The organism is Kitasatospora setae KM-6054 (assembly GCF_000269985.1).
GTDB lineage: Bacteria > Actinomycetota > Actinomycetes > Streptomycetales > Streptomycetaceae > Kitasatospora > Kitasatospora setae.
Genome location: NC_016109.1, coordinates 5365967 through 5384283 on the forward strand (window position 1 = coordinate 5365967; position 18317 = coordinate 5384283).

At 75.1% G+C, this 18317-nt stretch carries 20 protein-coding genes; 7 read left to right on the top strand and 13 right to left on the bottom strand.

Annotated features, from left to right (window positions below; all coding sequences use genetic code 11):
* The first annotated feature begins 8 nt into the window (after window positions 1-8).
* Together KSE_RS23965 and KSE_RS23970 are read left to right on the top strand one after the other, a co-directional pair.
* A complete protein-coding gene (locus tag KSE_RS23965; protein ID WP_014137935.1) occupies window positions 9-821 on the top strand; it encodes a protein phosphatase 2C domain-containing protein in 813 nt (270 codons plus the stop codon).
* Window positions 822-864: 43 nt separating this feature from the next.
* Window positions 865-1341, top strand: a complete 477-nt coding sequence (locus KSE_RS23970) for a hypothetical protein (RefSeq protein WP_014137936.1) — start codon at window positions 865-867, stop codon at window positions 1339-1341.
* 110 nt (window positions 1342-1451) lie between these two features.
* Here the strand turns inward: KSE_RS23970 and KSE_RS23975 are convergent, their stop codons facing one another.
* The 4 genes from KSE_RS23975 to KSE_RS23990 all read right to left on the bottom strand — a co-directional run bounded on the left by KSE_RS23975 (window position 1452) and on the right by KSE_RS23990 (window position 5267).
* Window positions 1452-2612 carry an Mrp/NBP35 family ATP-binding protein gene (locus KSE_RS23975; RefSeq protein ID WP_014137937.1) on the bottom strand — a complete coding sequence of 387 codons (1161 nt, stop codon included), beginning with the start codon at window positions 2610-2612 and terminating at the stop codon, window positions 1452-1454.
* A gap of 56 nt (window positions 2613-2668) precedes the next feature.
* Window positions 2669-3238 (bottom strand): DUF1003 domain-containing protein, encoded by a 570-nt coding sequence (locus KSE_RS23980; RefSeq protein WP_407927473.1) that lies wholly within the window; start codon window positions 3236-3238, stop codon window positions 2669-2671.
* A 49-nt stretch (window positions 3239-3287) separates the two neighbouring features.
* Window positions 3288-4589: a magnesium transporter MgtE N-terminal domain-containing protein gene (locus KSE_RS23985; protein ID WP_014137939.1), complete on the bottom strand. Its 1302-nt coding sequence runs from the start codon at window positions 4587-4589 to the stop codon at window positions 3288-3290.
* 144 nt (window positions 4590-4733) lie between these two features.
* On the bottom strand, window positions 4734-5267 hold the full coding sequence (locus tag KSE_RS23990; RefSeq protein WP_014137940.1) for a pyridoxamine 5'-phosphate oxidase family protein: 534 nt from the start codon (window positions 5265-5267) through the stop codon (window positions 4734-4736).
* 175 nt (window positions 5268-5442) lie between these two features.
* Here KSE_RS23990 and KSE_RS23995 point away from each other — a divergent pair, with 175 nt between their 5' ends.
* A complete protein-coding gene (locus tag KSE_RS23995; protein ID WP_014137941.1) occupies window positions 5443-6363 on the top strand; it encodes a DMT family transporter in 921 nt (306 codons plus the stop codon).
* Between the two features lie 37 nt (window positions 6364-6400).
* Here KSE_RS23995 and KSE_RS24000 read toward each other — a convergent pair whose 3' ends face one another.
* Window positions 6401-7516, bottom strand: coding sequence for a magnesium and cobalt transport protein CorA (locus tag KSE_RS24000; protein WP_014137942.1), 1116 nt, complete (start codon window positions 7514-7516; stop codon window positions 6401-6403).
* Window positions 7517-7954: 438 nt separating this feature from the next.
* On the opposite strand from KSE_RS24000, the gene KSE_RS24005 reads away from it, so the two are divergent.
* The 3 genes from KSE_RS24005 (at window position 7955) to KSE_RS24015 (ending at window position 9352) form a co-directional block, all read left to right on the top strand.
* A complete protein-coding gene (locus KSE_RS24005; protein ID WP_014137943.1) occupies window positions 7955-8602 on the top strand; it encodes a suppressor of fused domain protein in 648 nt (215 codons plus the stop codon).
* Window positions 8603-8710: 108 nt separating this feature from the next.
* The gene (locus KSE_RS24010; protein WP_014137944.1) at window positions 8711-9025 is read left to right on the top strand and encodes a hypothetical protein; all 315 of its coding nucleotides are present in this window, start codon (window positions 8711-8713) and stop codon (window positions 9023-9025) included.
* Window positions 9026-9031: 6 nt separating this feature from the next.
* The gene (locus KSE_RS24015; RefSeq protein WP_014137945.1) at window positions 9032-9352 is read left to right on the top strand and encodes a type II toxin-antitoxin system PemK/MazF family toxin; all 321 of its coding nucleotides are present in this window, start codon (window positions 9032-9034) and stop codon (window positions 9350-9352) included.
* 86 nt (window positions 9353-9438) lie between these two features.
* Here KSE_RS24015 and KSE_RS24020 read toward each other — a convergent pair whose 3' ends face one another.
* The 5 genes from KSE_RS24020 to KSE_RS24035 all read right to left on the bottom strand — a co-directional run bounded on the left by KSE_RS24020 (window position 9439) and on the right by KSE_RS24035 (window position 15603).
* On the bottom strand, window positions 9439-10287 hold the full coding sequence (locus tag KSE_RS24020; protein WP_014137946.1) for a PHP domain-containing protein: 849 nt from the start codon (window positions 10285-10287) through the stop codon (window positions 9439-9441).
* A 41-nt stretch (window positions 10288-10328) separates the two neighbouring features.
* Window positions 10329-10967, bottom strand: coding sequence for a DUF6758 family protein (locus KSE_RS24025; RefSeq protein WP_014137947.1), 639 nt, complete (start codon window positions 10965-10967; stop codon window positions 10329-10331).
* A gap of 248 nt (window positions 10968-11215) precedes the next feature.
* Complete coding sequence (locus tag KSE_RS43430) at window positions 11216-11359, bottom strand: hypothetical protein (protein WP_167544100.1); 144 nt, start codon at window positions 11357-11359, stop codon at window positions 11216-11218.
* Between the two features lie 456 nt (window positions 11360-11815).
* Window positions 11816-12661 carry an alpha/beta fold hydrolase gene (locus KSE_RS24030; protein ID WP_014137949.1) on the bottom strand — a complete coding sequence of 282 codons (846 nt, stop codon included), beginning with the start codon at window positions 12659-12661 and terminating at the stop codon, window positions 11816-11818.
* Window positions 12662-12834: 173 nt separating this feature from the next.
* Window positions 12835-15603 carry a DEAD/DEAH box helicase gene (locus tag KSE_RS24035; RefSeq protein WP_167544121.1) on the bottom strand — a complete coding sequence of 923 codons (2769 nt, stop codon included), beginning with the start codon at window positions 15601-15603 and terminating at the stop codon, window positions 12835-12837.
* A gap of 464 nt (window positions 15604-16067) precedes the next feature.
* On the opposite strand from KSE_RS24035, the gene KSE_RS24040 reads away from it, so the two are divergent.
* Window positions 16068-16793 carry a ferritin-like fold-containing protein gene (locus KSE_RS24040; RefSeq protein ID WP_033259102.1) on the top strand — a complete coding sequence of 242 codons (726 nt, stop codon included), beginning with the start codon at window positions 16068-16070 and terminating at the stop codon, window positions 16791-16793.
* Window positions 16794-16826: 33 nt separating this feature from the next.
* Here the strand turns inward: KSE_RS24040 and KSE_RS24045 are convergent, their stop codons facing one another.
* The 3 genes from KSE_RS24045 to KSE_RS24055 form a co-directional block, all read right to left on the bottom strand.
* Window positions 16827-17102, bottom strand: a complete 276-nt coding sequence (locus KSE_RS24045; RefSeq protein ID WP_014137952.1) for a hypothetical protein — start codon at window positions 17100-17102, stop codon at window positions 16827-16829.
* 135 nt (window positions 17103-17237) lie between these two features.
* Window positions 17238-17465 carry a DUF3107 domain-containing protein gene (locus tag KSE_RS24050; protein WP_033259101.1) on the bottom strand — a complete coding sequence of 76 codons (228 nt, stop codon included), beginning with the start codon at window positions 17463-17465 and terminating at the stop codon, window positions 17238-17240.
* Between the two features lie 141 nt (window positions 17466-17606).
* Entirely contained in the window at window positions 17607-18263 is a 657-nt protein-coding gene (locus tag KSE_RS24055; RefSeq protein WP_014137954.1) for a TetR/AcrR family transcriptional regulator, read from the bottom strand.
* Window positions 18264-18317: the final 54 nt, after the last annotated feature.

Below are 18317 nucleotides of genomic sequence, written 5' to 3' on the forward strand. Positions count from 1 at the left end.
AGCCCGACGTGCAGATATCCTTCGCCACCGCCCCCGGCCGCCCCGACCGCCCCAACGAGGACCACGTGCTGGCCGGGCCGGACACCGCCCTGCTGCTCGACGGCGCCGGCCTCCCCGAGGGCACCGGCACCGGCTGCGGCCACGGCGTCCCCTGGTTCGTCCGCACCCTCGGCGGGGCGCTGCTGCGGCACGCCCAGGACGGGCGGCGGCCGCTCGCCGACTGCCTCGCCGACGGGCTCGCCGAGACCGCCCGCCGCCACGGCCCCGGCTGCGACCTCGCCGACCCGATGACGCCCACCGCCGCCGTCGCCCTGCTGCGCCGCACCGAGGACCGGCTGGAGTGGCTGGTGCTCGCCGACTGCACCGTCCTGCTCGACCTCGACGACGGCCCGCGCGCGGTCTCCGACCACCGGGTCGGCGAACTGACCGACCGTCAACTCACCGAGCACGCCGACCGCCTGACCGGCCTCCCCGAGCCCGCCCGCCGCGCCCTCCTCGCCACCGCCCAGCGCCGGGCCATGAACACCTCCGACGGCTACTGGGTGGCCGGCCCCGACCCCGCGGCCGCCGCGCACGCCCTCACCGGCAGCGCCCCCTGGCCCGCCCTGCGCCGCGCCGCCCTGCTCACCGACGGCGCCGCCCGCCCCGTCGACGACTTCGCCACCACCGACTGGCCCGGCCTGCTCGACCTCCTCGACACCGGCGGCCCGCAGGCCCTCATCGACCACACCCGCGCCCTCGAACGCACCGACCCCCACCACACCCGCTGGCCCCGCCCCAAGACCCACGACGACGCCACCGCGCTGCTGCTCCGCCCGTAGGCCCTGTCCGATAGCATCTGCCCTCCGAACAGGGGGAGTTCACATGCGCGTCCAGCCACCGATCCGCCTCGCCGCCGCCGTCCTCGCCGTCCTCGCCGCGGCCGGGTGCACCTCGCACGGCCCCGAGAAGCCCGCCGGGGCCCGGTCCGCCGAGGCCCGGTCCGCCGCGCCCTCCACCGGCTGCCCGGCCGCCGCGGACACCCCGCCGGCCCCCGGCGAAGAGCCGCTGCCCGAGGAAGTGCGCTGCCTCCCGGGGGTGCGCCACGGATCGGTCATCCCGGCGGAGGCCCTCGCCGCCTTCCCCGAGGGCGAGGGCCTGACCGGCCGCGCCCTCCAGGTCGGCGTGGACTCCCAGACGACGGCCCCCGAAGCGGCCCTCGCCCTCTGCCAGGAACTGACCCGCCGCGGCTACGGCCCCGGCGGGGCCCACCACTTCATCCAACTCGCCGTCACCGGCGACGCCCGCGTCGGAGCCTACGTCTCCTGGCCCGACCACCCGGCCTGCGCCAAGACCGGCTGACCCCCGCCGGCCGGCCACCCGGCACCGCACCGGCCACCCGGCCCGGCCGGAACGGCGACGGCCCCGGCGGATGCCGGGGCCGGGCGCCTGAGGAGCCGGGAGCGGCCGGGTCAGAACTTGTTCTTCGGGGTCAGCCCCAGTGAGAGGCCGGAGAGGCCGCGCTGGCGGCCGGAGAGCTTGCCGGCGATGGTGCGCAGGGCCGCGCCGGCCGGGGAGTCGGGGTTGGCGAGGACGACCGGGCGGCCGTCGTCGCCGCCCTCGCGGAGGCGGACGTCGATCGGGATGGAGCCGAGGACGGGGACGGTGGCGCCGACGGCCCGGGTGAGGGCGTCGGCGACGGTCTGGCCGCCGCCGGTGCCGAAGACGTCGATCATCTCGTCGCAGTGCGGGCAGGGCATGCCCGACATGTTCTCGATGACGCCGACGATCTTCTGGTGGGTCTGCAGCGCGATGGTGCCGGCCCGCTCGGCGACCTCGGCGGCGGCCATCTGCGGGGTGGTGACGATCAGGATCTCGGCGTTCGGGACGAGCTGGGCGACCGAGATGGCGATGTCGCCGGTGCCGGGCGGCAGGTCGAGCAGCAGGACGTCGAGGTCGCCCCAGTAGACGTCGGCGAGGAACTGCTGGAGGGCGCGGTGCAGCATCGGGCCGCGCCACACCACCGGGGTGTTGCCCGGGGTGAACATGCCGATCGAGATGACCTTCACGCCGTTCGCGGCCGGCGGCATGATCATGTCCTGGACCTGGGTGGGCTTGCCCTCGACGCCCAGCATCCGGGGCACGCTGTGGCCGTAGATGTCGGCGTCGACCACGGCGACCTTCAGGCCGTCGGCGGCGAGCGCCGCCGCCAGGTTGACGGTCACCGAGGACTTCCCGACGCCGCCCTTGCCGGAGGCCACCGCGTACACCCGGGTCAGGGTGCCGGGCTTGGCGAACGGGATCTCCCGCTCCGGGGCGCCGCCGCGCAGCAGGGTGGAGAGCTCGCGGCGCTGCTCCTCGCTCATCACGTCGAGTTCGACGGAGACGCCGGTGACGCCGGGCACGGCGGTCACCGCGTCGGTGACCCGCTGGGTGATCGTCTCGCGCATCGGACAGCCGGAGACGGTGAGGTACACCGCGACCTTCACCGCGCCGCCGTCGCCGACCTCGACGGACTTCACCATGCCGATCTCGGTGATCGGGCGGTTGATCTCCGGGTCGTGGACGTTTCCCAGGGCTTCCCGGACGGACTGCTCCGTCACCCCGGCCGCCACCTCTGTCTCGTTGGCCATGTGTTGATGGTACGGCGCCGGGCCCCGCCCCCGACTCGCCGGTAGCGTGCCGCGGGTCACAGCGTGTCCGCGGACTCCCGCCGCTCGTCCAGTTCCTTGAGCAGGGACTGCAGTTCGGAGCGGACGAAGTCGCGGGTGGCGACCTCGCCGAGGCCCTGCCGGAGGGCCGCGACCTCCCGGGTCAGGTACTCGGTGTCGGCGATGTTCCGGTCGCTGCGGGCCCGGTCCTGCTCCATGTTGACCCGGTCGCGGTCGTCCTGGCGGTTCTGCGCGAGCAGGATCAGCGGGGCCGCGTACGAGGCCTGCAGGGAGAGCACCAGGGTCAGGAAGATGAAGGGGTAGTCGTCGAAGCGGGCGGACTCCGGCAGCACGGTGTTCCACAGCACCCAGACGATGATCACCACCGTCATCCAGACGATGAACCGCCCGGTGCCGAGGAAGCGCGCGATCCGCTCGGAGAGCTTGCCGAACGCCTCCGGGTCCCAGGCCGGCAGCCGGAACAGCCCGGGCCGGCCGGTGCGCGGCTGGTCCAGCCGGGCGCGCGAGCCGGTCGCGGACGGCCGCTCCTCGCGCCGGCCGCGCTGCTCGCGGGCCCGCAGTTCGCGCAGCTGCCGCAGTTCGCGCAGCTCGCCCTGGATGCGCTGGCCCGGCCCCTCGCCGCCCTGGCGCTTGCGGTCAGCGTCCACCGCGCACCCCGCCGTCCGCGTCGGCCTCGGTGTGCGCGTCGGCGGCGTGCGCCGCGCCCTCGCGCCAGTCGTCCGGCAGCAGGTGGTCCAGCACGTCGTCGACGGTGACGGTGCCCAGCAGGTGGTCGTCCTCGTCGACCACCGGCGCCGCCACCAGGTTGTACGTGGCCAGGTAGGAGGTGATCAGCGGCAGCGGGGTGTTCGGCGGCAGCGGGTCGAGGTCGTCGTCCACCAGCGAGCCGACCAGCGTGTACGGGGGCTCCCGGAGCAGCCGCTGGAAGTGCACGGTGCCCAGGTAGGTGCCGGTCGGGGTCTCGTTCGGCGGACGGCAGACGTAGACCTGGGCGGCCAGCGCCGGCTTGGTGTCCGAGACCCGGACCCGGGCGAGCGCCTCGGCGACCGAGGCGTCCGGCTCCAGCACGATCGGCTCGGTGGTCATCAGGCCGCCGGCGGTGTCCTCCTCGTACGAGAGCAGCCGGCGCATCTCCTCGGCCTCGGCGGGCTCCATCAGGCGCAGCAGGCGCTCGGCGTCCGCCTCCGGGAGCTCGGAGAGCAGGTCGGCGGCGTCGTCCGGGTCCATGGTCTCCAGGATGTCGGCGGCGCGCTCCTCCTGGAGCTTGCCGATGATCTCCACCTGGTCGTCCTCGGGCAGTTCCTCCAGGACGTCGGCCAGCCGGTCGTCGTCGAGCGCGGCGGCGACCTCGGCGCGGCGCTTGGACGACAGGTGGTGCATGACGTTCGCCAGGTCGGCCGGGCGGAGCTGCTCGAAGGTGGCCAGCAGGTTGGCCGCGCCCTGGCCCTCCTCGGCCAGCGAGAAGCCGGTCACCGCGGACCAGTCGAGCAGCAGCTGCTCGCCCTTCGCCTTGCGCAGTCGGCTGGGCCGGCCGACCTGGACGAAGACCCGGTCGATCTCCCACTCGCGCAGCCGGGTCTGCACCATCGCGACGTCCAGCACGGTCACCTCGTCGGCGGTCTTGGTCCGGGTCACGGTGCGGTCCAGCAGCTCGGCCAGCACCAGCGTCTCGGACGGGCGCTGCTCGAAGCGGCGCATGTTCAGCAGGCCGGTGGAGAGCACCTGCCCGGACTCCAGGCTGGTCACCCTGGTCATCGGCAGGAAGATCCGGCGCCGCCCGACCACCTCCACGACCAGCCCCAGCACCCGGGGCGGCCGCCCGCCCAGCCGCAGCGAGACGACCACGTCCCGGACCCGGCCCACCTGGTCGCCGTTCGGGTCGAACACCGCCACCCCGGACAGGTGCGAGATGAAGACCCGGCTGCCTGGCCCCGCCACACGCGGCTCCCTCCGCAGAAAACGGACACAACCCCGCAAATCTAGCCGGGCCGGGGGTGCCCGGCGGGTCGGCGCGAGGGAGAAGGGGGGAAACCCGGGTGACGGGAGGGTGCGGAGGGGTGGGGGCGGCCGGGCCGCCCGGGGTCAGCGCTTGCGGCGCTTGAGCAGCAGCTTCGGCAGCCCGGCCGGGACCGGCTCGCGGGTGGTGGCCGGGGTCGGCACCGGCGCGGCGGCGAGGGCGTCGTCGGGGAGGGCGGCGAGCGGGGCGTCGTCGGGGGTCAGCCGCAGCACGTGGCACTCGTGGGCCCAGCGCTCGCCGATGGTGTCGGTGTCGGGGGCGTTCAGGCGCTTGCCCTTGAGCTCCTCGACGGCGCCGTCCCAGGCGGGGGTGCCGGGGTCGAGCCGGGTCACGGCGGCGGTGAGGGCGACCAGCCGGCCCCACTTGTCCTTGCTGCGCAGGGTGACCGCGGCCGAGGTGCTCGCGGCGAGCCCGTGCAGGGGCTGCTCGGAGCCGTCGCCGACCACGACGATCGCGCCGTCGTGCCAGGCGTGCCAGAGCGGACGGGCGTGCGGCTGCCCGGCGGGCCGGACCCAGAGCAGGCCGGACTTCTTGGCGGCTTCCTCCACCAGGGCCCGGTCGAACAGGTCGGTCGGGCTCGGGGTCGTCGTGCGCTCCATGCCGGACAGCGTACGGCCTGGGCGGCCACGGCCCGGTCCCATCCCCCGGACGACAGTGCCGTAACCGGCTGACAACCCTTACCGTGTATGCCGTCCGCAGCCCGCCCACGGCCCGCGCACCGCTCGTGCGCGGGCCGTGGGGCCCGGGCGCCGCAGCACAGCCCGAAGGAGCGCCGTGACCGCCGTCAGCACCACCGCCCCCGCCGCACCCCCGGTGCCGGGGGAGCGACGGCAGCTGCCGCGCACCGACCTGCTGCTGCTGGCGGTGTCGGTCGCGGGCATCTCGCTCTCCGCGCCGCTGATCAGCGCCACGGCCGCGCCCGCGCTGGCGATCGCGTTCTGGCGCAACACCATGTCGGTGGCGGTGCTCGGCCCGTACGCGCTGTGGCGGCACCTGGGCGAGCTGCGGGCCGTCTCGCGGCGGGCGCTGCTGCTGGCGGTGGCGGCGGGCGTGCTGCTGGCGCTGCACTTCGCGCTGTGGATGCCGAGCCTGCGGATGACCTCGGTGGCCTCGGCGACGGCGCTGGTGACCACCACCCCGCTGTGGACGATCCTGCTGATGCGGGCGTGCGGGGTGCGGGCGCCGCGGCTGGTCTGGGCGGGGACGGGCCTGGCGTTCGCCGGCGTGCTGGTGCTGACCGGCGTCGACCTGTCGGTCTCCCCGCGCGCCCTGCTGGGCGACGGCCTGGCGCTGGCGGCGGGCGCGGCGGCGGCCGGCTACATGCTGCTGGGCGCGGAGGTGCGGCGCACCGTGTCGACCACCGCGTACACCCTGGTCTGCTACGCGACCTGCGCGGTCGCGCTGCTGGCGGCCTGCCTGCTGACGGGCGTCCGGCTGGGCGGCTGGCCGGCGGGCGCGTGGTGGCAGATCTTCCTGCTGATGGTGGCGGCGCAGCTGCTCGGGCACTCGCTGAGCAACCGGGTGGTGCGCACCCTGGGCCCGTCGATCACCTCGAACGCGATCCTGCTGGAGACCCCGGGCGCGGCGCTGCTGGCCGCGGTGTGGCTGGGCCAGTGGCCGCCGGCGGCGGCCTACCCGGCGGTCGGGCTGATCCTGCTGGGCCTGGTGCTGGTGGCCCGGGCGGAGCGCCGCTGACGCCCCGCCCGACCCGCCACCGCCGCCCGGCGGGCCGTCACAGCCAGCCGTTGCGGCGGAAGCCCCGGTACATGCCGACGCAGATCACCACGATCGCGCCGAGCACGGCCGGGTAGCCGTACGTCGACTTCAGCTCGGGCATGTTCTCGAAGTTCATCCCGTACACGCCGGTGATCATGGTCGGGACGGCGAAGATCGCGGCCCAGGCGGTGATCTTGCGCATGTCCTCGTTCTGGGCGACCGAGACCTGCGCCAGGTTGGCCTGCAGCAGCGAGTTCAGCAGCTCGTCGAAGCCGTGCACCTGCTCGCTGACCCGGGCCAGGTGGTCGGCGACGTCCCGGAAGTACTTCTGCATGTCGAGGTCGACCAGCCGCGCGGTCGGCTCGGAGAGCTGCACCATCGGCCGCAGCAGCGGGGTGACGGCGCGCTTGAACTCCAGCACCTCGCGCTTGAGCTGGTAGACCCGGCCGACGTCGGCGCCCCGGCCGCCCTTGTTGGCGAACACGTCGTACTCGATCTCGTCGACGTCGTTCTGCAGCCGGTCGGCGACCAGCAGGTAGTTGTCCACCACGTGGTCGGCGATCGCGTGCAGCACGGCGGCCGGGCCCTTGGCGAGCAGGCCGGTGCCCTCGGCGTCGGCCTCCAGCCGGTGCCGCAGGGCGCGCAGCGAGGAGTGCGCGCCGTGCCGGACGGTGATCACGAAGTCCGGCCCGGCGAAGACCATCAGCTCGCCGGTCTCGACCACCTCGCTGGTCGGGGTCAGCTGCTCGTGCTCGACGTACCGGACGGTCTTGAACACCGCGAACAGCATGCCGTCGTACCGCTCGACCTTCGGGCGCTGGTGCGCGTGCACCGCGTCCTCCACGGCCAGCGGGTGCAGGCCGAAGCGCTGCGCGATGCCCTCGAACTCGGCCTCGGTCGGCTCGTGCAGGCCGATCCAGCTGAACGAGCCGGGCGCCAGCTGGTGCGCCGCCTTCACCTGCCGGGCCGCCTCGCGCGGGCTGCAGGTCTCGGTGGCCCGCTTGCCCTGCTGGTAGACGGCGCAGTCCACCACCGCGGACGGGGTGTCGCCGGGCTTCGACTCGAACGCGTCGCCGACCCGGCGGCGGGCTGGACGGACGACGGCGGCGCGCAGGTTGTGCATCATCGACATGGCGCGGGCTCCCTAGGGCCGGACCGGCGCGCCCCGGGACGTGCCGGGGGAACGCGACGGCGGAAAACACCGGTGGACACGCCAGGGCCGAAGAAGTGTCAGAAAGCCGTTCGCTGGGCGGGTTTCGTCGGATCAGCCCCGGGGAAGGTGCTCTCTCGGCCGCGCGCGACGCTGCGGGGTGGACCTGGTCAGCCGCGCTGGCGGCGGGCCGGGGTGGGCCGGAGAGAGCTGCCGGTACTGCATGGTCGACTGCTGTCCACCGTGACCACCTCCTCCACGCCGGGGCCCGCGCGGGGGCCTTCGCGGCCCCGGTTCGCATACACGAGGCCGACCGCTCACATTAACAGCTCTTCCCCGGCTCGCGCCCCGGAGATCGCCGACCGCCGGGTAAAGCTCGCGCCAAGGTTCGGTGCGGCACGCCCGCGCTAAGGTCGCCGCATGGCGCACGACTTCCCTCACTTCGGCGACTTCTCGAACCCCGACGCCGGCCCGGCCGGCCCCGCCCGGCAGACCGTCCTCACCCTGGTCGAGACCCGGCTGACCGGCACCTTCGGCGAACCCACCGGCCGGGCCGCCGTCACCTTCGTCGGCGCGGACCGGATCGAGGTGCTGCGCTTCGGCCCCGACGCCGACGGCCTGGTCCGGTACGCGACGCTCGGCATGGCCGCCGCCCCGATGGCCGACCCGGCCACCCCGGTCGCCGACCCGGTGCGCGGCCCGCGCGCCGAGCTGGTGCTGACCGTCCGCGGCGGCCGCGACGAGGTGCACCGGGCACTCGCCGTGTTCGCCGCCAGCCCGCAGGTCGAGGGCCTGGTGGTGGCCCCCGGCGGCTCCCTCGACCTCGGCTCCCCGCTGTGGGCCGGCGCCCCCTTCACCTCGGTGCTGGCCGCCGAGCCCGGCGGCCTGGTCGAGGACCTCGACCTCCCCGCCCCCGCCGACCCGGTCCGCTTCCTCCCCCTGCTCCCGATGACCCCCAACGAGGCCGCCTTCAAGCGCGTCCAGGGCGCCGAGGCCCTCCAGGAACGCTGGCTGCGCCACGGCACCGACCTCCGCGACCCGGCCCGCCGCGGCGTCCCGCTGGACTGAGACCCCGGCCGGGCCGGACGGCTTCGTGGCGGCCGTAGATCGCTCTCGCGGCATGTGCTGCAGATTATGCTGCTTGATTTGCCTCGCCATTTGCCGCACTGTGGAGCCATGAGCAGCCTTATCGGGAAGTCCGTGGCCCGCAAGTCCGTGCCCGTGACGGCCGAAGACACCCGCGCCGTCGAGCGGCTGAGAGAGCCCGCGGGTGCCTACCGTGCGGCGATAGCCGAGATCCTCGGTGTCGAGCTTTCCGCGAACCCTTCGGAGGCGGAGGTCCTTCAGGCGCTGATCGAAGCCGGTCGCATTGCTGTCGAGGAGAAGGTCATGACCAGCGGCTACACCGCGCTCGCCGCAGCCCGTGGTGACGAGGACCGCGAGCACGACCGTGCCATGCGAAACCGGCGCCGCGGATCGAGTGAGGACTAAGAACACATGACCGAGATCGTGCCGGTGCGCGGTGTCGTTTACCGGGCTGACGCGGGGTATGGCCTCAAGCCGTTTCTCGTGGTCTCGAACAACGCCCGCAACCAGAAGCTCGACAGCTGTCTGGCCGTCAGGCTCACCACCACGCCGAAGCCCGAGCTGCCCAGCATCGTCAAGCTCGGCCCCGCCGAGGGCACCCTGGTCGGTTCCATCCTGTGCGATGACATCGTCGTCCTGTACCGCGACGAACTCCGTGAGTCCCTCGGCGCACTCAGCACCACCACGATGGTGAAGGTCGCCGCGGGCCTGCGGGCAGCCCTCGCCCTCTGAAGGCCACGGCACCGACCTCCGCGGCCCGGCCCGCCGCGGCGTCCCGCTGGACTGAGACCCCGGCCGGGCCGCCGCGCGGACGGGCGTCAGCCGGTGATCGGCGCGGCGCCCGTCGCCTGGGCCAGCAGTTCCTCGTACGCGGCCGGGGCGGTGGTGTGCTCGCCCAGGCGGACGGTCTTGCGGGCGCCGTGGTAGTCGCTGGAGCCGGTGGTGAACAGGCCCAACTCGGCTGCCAGGCCGCGCAGTCGGGCCCGGGTCGGGTCGTCGTGGTCGACGTGGTCGACCTCCAGGCCGCCGAGGCCGGCCGCCGCCAGGTCGGCGATCACCGCGTCCCCGACCGTCCGTCCGCGCTTGACCGCGCCCGGGTGCGCGAAGACCGGCACCCCGCCCGCCGCCCGGACCAGCCGGACGGCCGCCACCGGGTCGGTCTCGTGCTTGCGGACGTCCGCCCGGCCGCCGTTGGCCAGCCAGTCGGCGGTGAACGCGTCCGAGACGGTCGCCACCACGCCCGCCTCCACCAGGGCCGAGGCGATGTGCGGGCGCCCGACCGAGCCGTCGCCCGCGATCCGCTCCACCTGCTCCCAGCTGATCGGCGCGCCCAGCTCCCGGCAGCGCTCCACGATCGCCCGCCCGCGCCGGAACCGGTCGGTGCGCACCAGCTCCCGCTCCGCCGCGAAGGCCGGCTCCGCCGGGTCGAACAGGTAGGCCAGCAGGTGCATGCTGATGCCGCCCGCCTGGCAGGACAGCTCGGCGCCCGGCACCAGCACCAGCCCCGTCCCGGCCACCGCGGCGGCCGCCTCCCCGTACCCCGACACCGTGTCGTGGTCGGTCAGGGCCACCACGTCCAGCCCGGCCGCGACCGCGTTGGCGACCAGTTCGGCGGGGGAGTCGGTGCCGTCCGAGGCGTTGCTGTGGGCGTGCAGATCGATGCGCATGCCGCCCAGGATAGGAGCCGCCGCGCCGGGCGGTGCGGGGGTCAGCCGAGCAGGCGGGGGGTGAGCGCGCCGCAGGGCAGCAGGCCGAGTTCGGCGCCCGCGTCCCGCAGGTCGGTGAGCACCAGTTCGTCGTGCATCAGCAGCGCCGACTGCTCGGGCCAGGCGATCGCCCACAGCCACAGGCCGCGCGCCTCGCCGACGTACACCGCCCGGTCGTCCGGCGCGCCCGGCACGTGGAACATCGGGGTCGGCCGGCCGGCGGCCATCAGCTTGGCGTCGGCCGGCTTGTACAGCGCCACCGAGTCGCCCGGGTCGGGGCCGTCCAGCCCGGCGTAGCGGGCGCCCAGGCCGATGCCCAACTCCTCGGCCACCAGCACCAGTTCGCCGAACCCGCCGAGCGGGGCCGGGCCGGAGCAGGCGACGGCGGTGGCCCGGGCGCCGGACAGGTCGTCGCCCGCGTGCGCGATGCCGGTGAACAGCCAGCCGACCGGCAGCGGCCAGGGCAGCCAGACCGGCACCTGCGAGCGGTTCACCGCCACGTTCAGGGCCTCGATGCTCGGGGGGAGCACCGGCTGCATCGGGTGGACGGCGCCGTGCAGATCGCACTGCCAGGTGTCGGAGAAGAGGCCGGGGGCGCGGACCCGACCGGCGCACCTCGGGCAGCTTGGCTCGCCCCTCATAACCGACAACGGTCCTCCCTCCGGAGTGCTGCGTCAAGGACGATCACCCGTAAGGAGTGCGCCGCGAGCCGCCCCGGCGATCGCCCGGGTCCGGCAGAGGTGATGTCCCGGCCGGGGCGCCGCCAAACCCCCGCAGGTCGCGGCCGTCGAACACACTGACGCCCCGTCGTCCCAGGGGTCTCCTGCGGTGACGGGGCGTCAGCCGGGTATCGGAACGTCGGACGACTCGGAAGTGCGTCCGCGTTCGCTCACACGGCCTTGCACGGCCGGATGTACAGGCGTTCGCCGGTCTGCGCGGCGGTCTTCAGGTACTCGGAGACGGTCTCCGCGTCGGCGATCAGCCGGTCGGTCTCCGTTCCGGCGTGATCCAGTCGAAGGATCTCGAAACGCATGGGCCTCTCCCTTCCCGTCCTCGTGTTCCGAGGCGGACTCGGCCGACGTTCGGCCACCGGACGGTGGCTCGTCGGCGTTGGCTGGGTCGGACGTCCGGCAGGTGCGGTCACCCGTCGCTCCCCCCACTCTCAGGCAGGACTCGGTCAGCGGCACTTTCCTTGCGGCACTGGAGGGGGGCCGTGGTGCCCCGGTGACCCACTGTGCCGCGACGCTGCTTCCCGGCGGTTGCCCGCCGGTTAAATCCGTGGTCTCGGTGGCCGGAGGAGGGTGCGACCGCCGGAGGGTGTTGATCCCGGACGAAATCAAATATTACCCGAGCTAACGATTCTTGTCGCGCGAAAACCGGGGCCGACTTCTGAACGTCCGTCAGGCGGACGGCCGGTGACCCGGATCCGGCCGGAAATCCGACCGGCCCGGCCGGCGCGCCGCACGCCGCGCCGCACGCCGCGCGTCGCTCAGCCGGACCAGAACCCGGCCAGGAACTCCGCCGTCTGCGCCGGCCGCTCGGTGTTCGGCGAGTGGCCCGCGCCGGACACCGTCCGCCGGACCGCCCGCAGCCGCTCGGCCATCGCCGACTGCTCCTCGACCGGCCAGGCGTAGTCCCGCTCGCCGGACAGCACCAGCGTCGGCAGGCCGCCGACCGCCGCCGCCAGCTCGGCCACCCGGTCCGGCGGCGCCACCAGGTGCGCGGCCGCCGCCGCCAGCGCCAGCGGGTGGTTCGCCAGCCAGCGGCGGTGCAGGAACTCCTCGATCTCCGGCTCCACCGGCGGCACCCGCTCGCCCTCCAGCTGCCGGATCGCCTGCCAGACCGACTCCAGGTCCATCGAGCCCAGCGCGTCCCGCAGCAGCGCCATCCGGCCCGCCTCCGCCGGGGCGAGCGCCGGACCGGTCGACATCAGCGTCAGCGTCCGCCACGGCAGCGCGCCCGGCTCCGCCAGGACCGCCTCGCGCACCACGTGCCCGCCGAACGAGTGCCCCAGCAGGTGCACCGGACCGTCCGCCCCCAGCGCGGCCGTCACCGCCCGGACGTCCGCCGCCAGCGCCGGCACGGTGTACGCGGCCGGGTCGTCCGGGCCGGCGGACTCGTACTGGCCGCGCAGGTCCACCGCGACCGTCCGGAACCCCGCCCCGGCGAGCGGCTCCAGCAGCGCGATGAAGTCCTCCTTGCTGCCGGTGAACCCCGGCACCAGCAGCGCCGTCCCGCGCACCGCCCCGGCCGGCTCGCCCCACAGCGCGGCCAGCCCCGCCACCCGGCCCGCCCGCGCGCACGACGGCAACTCCAAGAACGGCGGCGTACTCATCCGCTGCGGCCCCTCACCTCGACGACCACCCGACGCATCGGGCTCACCCTACGCAGCCGGACGGGCGGGCGCGGCACGGCGACCGGCTCCCTGTCAGCTCGGCCCGGCCCGGGAACGCCACGGGGGAGGGGCGACCGGGTGCGGTCGGCCCTCCCCCGTGGGAGGTGACGCGGTTACTTCTCGACGGCCTTGCGGGTCCGGCGCGGGGCCGGGATCTCCTCGGCCGTGCTGGCCGTGGCCTTCTTGGTGGCGCGCTTGCGCGGGGCCGGGGCCGGGGCTTCCTCGGCGGCGGGCGCCTCGGTGGCCGCGGCCTTCTTGGCGGCGCGCTTGCGCGGGGCGGGGGCCGGGGCCTCCTCGACCGCGACCGGAGCCGGGGCTTCGGCGGCGACGGCCTTCTTGGTGGCGCGCTTGCGCGGGGCCGGGGCCGGGGTCTCCTCGGCGGCGGGCGCCTCGGTGGCCGCGGCCTTCTTGGTGGCGCGCTTGCGCGGGGCGGGGGCCGGGGCCTCCTCGACCGCGACCGGAGCCGGGGCTTCGGCGGCGACGGCCTTCTTGGCGGCGCGCTTGCGCGGGGCGGGGGCCGGGGTCTCCTCGACCGCGACCGGAGCCGGAGCCGGAGCCGCGACGGTGACCACGGTCTCGACCGCCGGGGTGGCGGTGACCGGCGAGCCGGCCTTCCGGGTGACGCGCTTGCGCGGGGCCGGGGCCGGGGCCTCCTCGACGGCCGGAGCCGGGGCGGTGACCACGGTCTCGACGACCGGGGTGGCGGTGACCGGCGAGCCGGCCTTCCGGGTGACGCGCTTGCGCGGCGCGGCGGCCGGGGCCTCCACGGCGGCGACCGGAGCCGCAGCCGCGACCGCAGCCACGACCGGAGTCGCGACCGCAGCCGGAGCGGCGGTCGGTGCCTCGGCGACCGGGGCGGCGGCCTTCTTGGCGGTCCGCTTGCGCGGCGCCGGAGCCGCGGGCTCCCCGACCGTGGACACCAGCGGGGCCGGCTTGCGGAGCGGCCGCTGCTGCGGCTTCCGGGAGCGGATCACCGGCTCGGCGGCGACCGGCTCGGCGACAGCGACGGCTGCGGCAGCGACCGGCTCGACCGGTTCGGCGGCGACCGGAGCCGCGGCCTCGACGGCGACCTGCTCCACGGCCGGGGCGGCCGCCTGGCGGGTGCGCTTGCGCGGGGTGCGGGCCGCGCTGTCCTCGACGGCCGCGACCGGGGCCGGGGCCTCGGCGACCGGGGCCTCGACCACCGCGGCGGTCTCGACGGCCGGGGCCGCGCCGCCGCGGCGGCTGCGGTTGCGGCGGCGGGAGCCGCGCCCCTCGCCCGGGGCGGCCGTCACGGCCGGACCGGCGGTCGGAGCGGACTGCTGCTGCTCGACCGGCGGCGCGGACTGCACGGACTGCGTCGTCTCGAGGGCGTCGGCCGCGCCGCCGGCGCGGGTGCGGCGGCGCTCGCGGGAGCGGCGGGCCGGGCGCTCGGCCGGGGCCGGGCTCTCGGGGGCGCCGCCCCGTCCGCCGCGTGCCTCGCGGCCGTCGCGGCCGTCGCGCGCGTCACGGCTGTCGCGGCTGTCGCGGCTGTCACGCCCGCTGCGGGCGTCCCGTCCGTCCCGCCCGTCCCGTCCGCCGCGGGCGCCGCGGCCGCCGGTCTCGCCGAGGTCCTCGACCTCCTCGGCGGCCAGGCCGGCCCGGGTGCGCTCGGAGCGGGGCAGGATGCCCTTGGTGCCGGGCGCGATGCGCAGCAGCTCGTAGAGGTGCGGGGAGCTGGAGTAGGTCTCCTCCGGGTCGTTGAACGGCAGTTCCAGCGCCTTGTTGATCAGCTGCCAGCGCGGGATGTCGTCCCAGTCGACCAGGGTGACGGCGGTGCCCGAGGCGCCGGCCCGGCCGGTGCGGCCGATCCGGTGCAGGTAGGTCTTCTCGTCGTCGGTGCACTGGTAGTTGATGACGTGCGTGACGCCTTCGACGTCGATGCCGCGGGCGGCGACGTCGGTGCAGACCAGGACGTCGACCTTGCCGTTGCGGAAGGCGCGCAGCGCCTGCTCGCGGGCGCCCTGGCCGAGGTCGCCGTGCACCGCGCCGGCCGCGAAGCCGCGCTTGGTGAGCTGCTCGGCGACGTCGGCGGCGGTGCGCTTGGTGCGGCAGAAGATCATCGCCAGGCCGCGGCCGTCGGCCTGCAGGATCCGGGAGACCATCTCGACCTTGTCGAGCGAGTGCGCGCGGAAGATGTGCTGCTCGATGTTGGCGACGGTGGTGCCGGTGTCGTCCGGGGCGGCGGCGCGGATGTGGGTGGGCTGGCTCATGTACCGGCGGGCCAGCGAGATGACCTGGCCGGGCATGGTGGCCGAGAAGAGCAGGGTCTGCCGCTTGGCGGGCAGCATGGTGATGATCTTCTCGACGTCCGGCAGGAAGCCGAGGTCGAGCATCTCGTCGGCCTCGTCCAGGACCAGCGCGCGGACCTTGGACAGGTCGAGCTTGCGCTGCCCGGCCAGGTCGAGCAGGCGGCCGGGGGTGCCGACCACGATGTCGACGCCCTTCTTCAGCGCCTCGACCTGCGGCTCGTACGCCCGGCCGCCGTACACGGCCAGCACGCGCACGTCGCGGACCTTGCCGGCGGTCTGCAGGTCGTTGGTGACCTGGGTGCACAGCTCGCGGGTGGGGACGACGATCAGGGCCTGCGGGCCGTCGGAGAGCTGCTCGGCGGTGGCCCGGCCGGCGGCGACGTCGGCCTGGACCACGACCCGCTCGATCAGCGGGAGGCCGAAGCCGAGGGTCTTGCCGGTGCCGGTCTTGGCCTGGCCGATGACGTCGTGGCCGCTCAGCGCGACCGGCAGGGTCATCTCCTGGATCGGGAAGGGGTGGACGATGCCGACGGCCTCCAGGGCCTCGGCGGTCTCCGCCAGGATCCCGAGTTCGCGGAAGGTCGTCTTGATGGGTTCAGCGGTGGTGGACAGGGTGCTGCCTCTTCCGTGTGGAGGGCCGAGCCCGAACGCGTCCTGCCGTGCCCGGGCAGCCCCCGGTGAGGGGCGCGTCGGGCGGGCGGCGCGGGGGAGGGCGTCCCGTTGAACGGGTCGTGCGGCGCGCTGTCGGCGCGATCCGCTGCGGCCCTCGCTCGGCCTGGTGCGGTGCCTGGGCCCGAGGCTCGGGCCAGGTCGGAGCCGATCGGGTCTCCGACCGGGCATCCGCGTACGTGAGCGCCGGGTGCTGCGCCGGGCGGCCGGAAACGCCACCGGCACGACTGCGCGACCTGCCGTGGGACTGGCGGGCCGCGCCGGTTTACACCTGGCCTCACCACCTACCATACAGTCAAGCGACGACTCGAACACGTGACGGCGGCTACTCCGGGCGGCCGCACCCCGCTGGCGGGGCGGCCGGAGGGCGGGGCCGGGGGTCCGGCGGGACGACTAAGGTCGTGGCCATGGAGACTCAGGAACCCGGTGACGGACGCACCGACTCGATCGGGCCCTGGGCGGCCCGGGCCGCCGATCCGCAGTACCGGGCGGCCGTGCTGGACCTGCTCGGCGCCCTCGCGTACGGCGAGCTGAGCGCCTTCGAGCGGCTCGCCGAGGACGCCAAGTTCGCGCCCGGCATCACCGAGAAGGCCGCGCTGGCCCGGATGGCCTCCGCCGAGTACCAGCACTTCCAGCTGCTGCACGACCGGCTGGCCGAGGTCGGCGCCGACCCGGTCGCGGTGATGGAGCCGTTCGTCGAGCCGCTGGAGAACTTCCACCGGATGACCGCCCCGTCCGACTGGCTGGAGGGCCTGGTCAAGGCGTACGTCGGCGACGCGATCGCCACCGACTTCTACCGCGAGGTGGCCGTCCGGCTCGACGACGACACCCGGGAGCTGGTGCTGCGGGTGATGTCCGACACGGGGCACGCCGGGTTCGCGGTCGAGCGGGTCCGGCAGGCGATCGCCGAGGACCCGCGGGTCGGCGGGCGGCTCGCGCTGTGGGGGCGGCGGCTGATGGGCGAGGCGCTCAGCCAGGCCCAGCGGGTGGTCGCCGAGCGCGACGCGCTCTCCAACCTGCTGGTCGGCGGCGCCCAGGTGCGCGGCTTCGACCTGGTCGAGGTCGGCAAGATGTTCAACCGGATCACCGAGACCCACACCAAGCGGATGGCCGCGCTGGGCCTCGCCTCCTGACCCGTCCCGCGCCCCGCGCCCCGCGTCCCGCGCTCAGCCGTGGCGGTGCCGGCCGCGGCGCCGGGGCAGCAGGTCCGGGCGGGCGGGCACCGTCACCAGCAGGGCGGAGGCCGCCAGCGAGACCGCCAGCTGCAGCACCGGCGCGTGCCCGCTCAGCACGTAGCCGCTGAGCCGGCCGGCCAGCACCGCGGCCACCAGGGCGGTGCCGACCGGCATCGCCCGCGGCCCCGGGTAGAGGTCGGGCCGCAGCAGCAGGGCGCCGACCCCGACGGTCAGCCCGATCAGCACGAACGCGGTCGTCTCCCACACGGCTGCCTCCCGGGGCGCGCGGCGCGGCTGCGGTGCCGCGCGGCAGCACAGCGCCTACCCGGCGAGGCCCTCCGGTACGCACAGCACGGCGCCCCGTCCCCCCGGGCGGGGGAACGGGGCGCCGGTGACGCGGGCTCAGAGCGTGCCGAAGCCGACCTTGCGGACGTTCGGCTCGCCGATCTCGACGTACGCGAGCCGGTCGGCCGGAACCAGCACCCGGCGGCCGTGCTCGTCGGACAGCGTGAACAGCTTGCTGGTGCCGTCCAGGGCCTTGGCGACCGCGTCCGCGACCTCTTCGGCAGATTGCGCGCTCTCCAGGACGATCTCCCGGTTCGCGTTCTGCACGCCGATCTTGACCTCCACGGCTTCCGTCCCTCCGGTAGCTGGCCGCGCGCGCCCCGACCGCCGTTCGCGGTGGGCACGCCGTACGGGCATCACCTTAAGGCAGCAACGCCACCGGGAGGCGAAGGACGGGGGCCGGTCCGCTCAGGGCCGAATCCGCGGTCAGTCGGCCGGGTCGGCCGCGCCCTCCTGGGCGGGGTGCATCGGGAAGCCCTTCAGGCCGCGCCAGGCCAGGCTGGCGACCAGCCGGACGGCCTCGTCGCGCGGGATCTCGCCGTCCTGGGTGAGCCAGTAGCGGGCGGTGATCTGGGCCAGGCCGCAGACGCCGACCGCGAGCAGCTTGGCCTCGGCGTCGGGCAGGTCGGTGTCCTCGGCGATCACCCGGGAGACCAGGGTGGCGCTCAGGTCGGTGGCCCGGTCGACCCGCTCGCGCACGGCCGGCTCGTTGGTCAGGTCCGACTCGAAGACCAGCCGGAACGCGCCGGACTCGCTGGAGACGTAGTGGAAGTACGCCTCCATGGTCGCGGCGACCCGCTGCTTGTTGTCGTTGGTCGCCTCCAGCGCGGCCCGGGTGCCGTCGACCAGGGCGTCGCAGTGCTTGTCGAGCAGCGCGAGGTAGAGCTCCAGCTTCCCCGGGAAGTGCTGGTACAGCACCGGCTTGCTGACGCCGGCCCGCTCGGCGATGTCGTCCATGGCGGCGGCGTGGTAGCCCTGGGCGACGAACACCTCCTGGGCGGCTCCGAGCAGTTGTTCACGGCGGGCGCTTCGCGGCAGGCGGGCACCGCGCGGGCGCTCCTGCGCCTCCTGGATGGCCGTCACGGCGCTCCTCACTTCACGGTCTGCGTGGACTGCCGGCCGGGCCGGCAGTTCGAC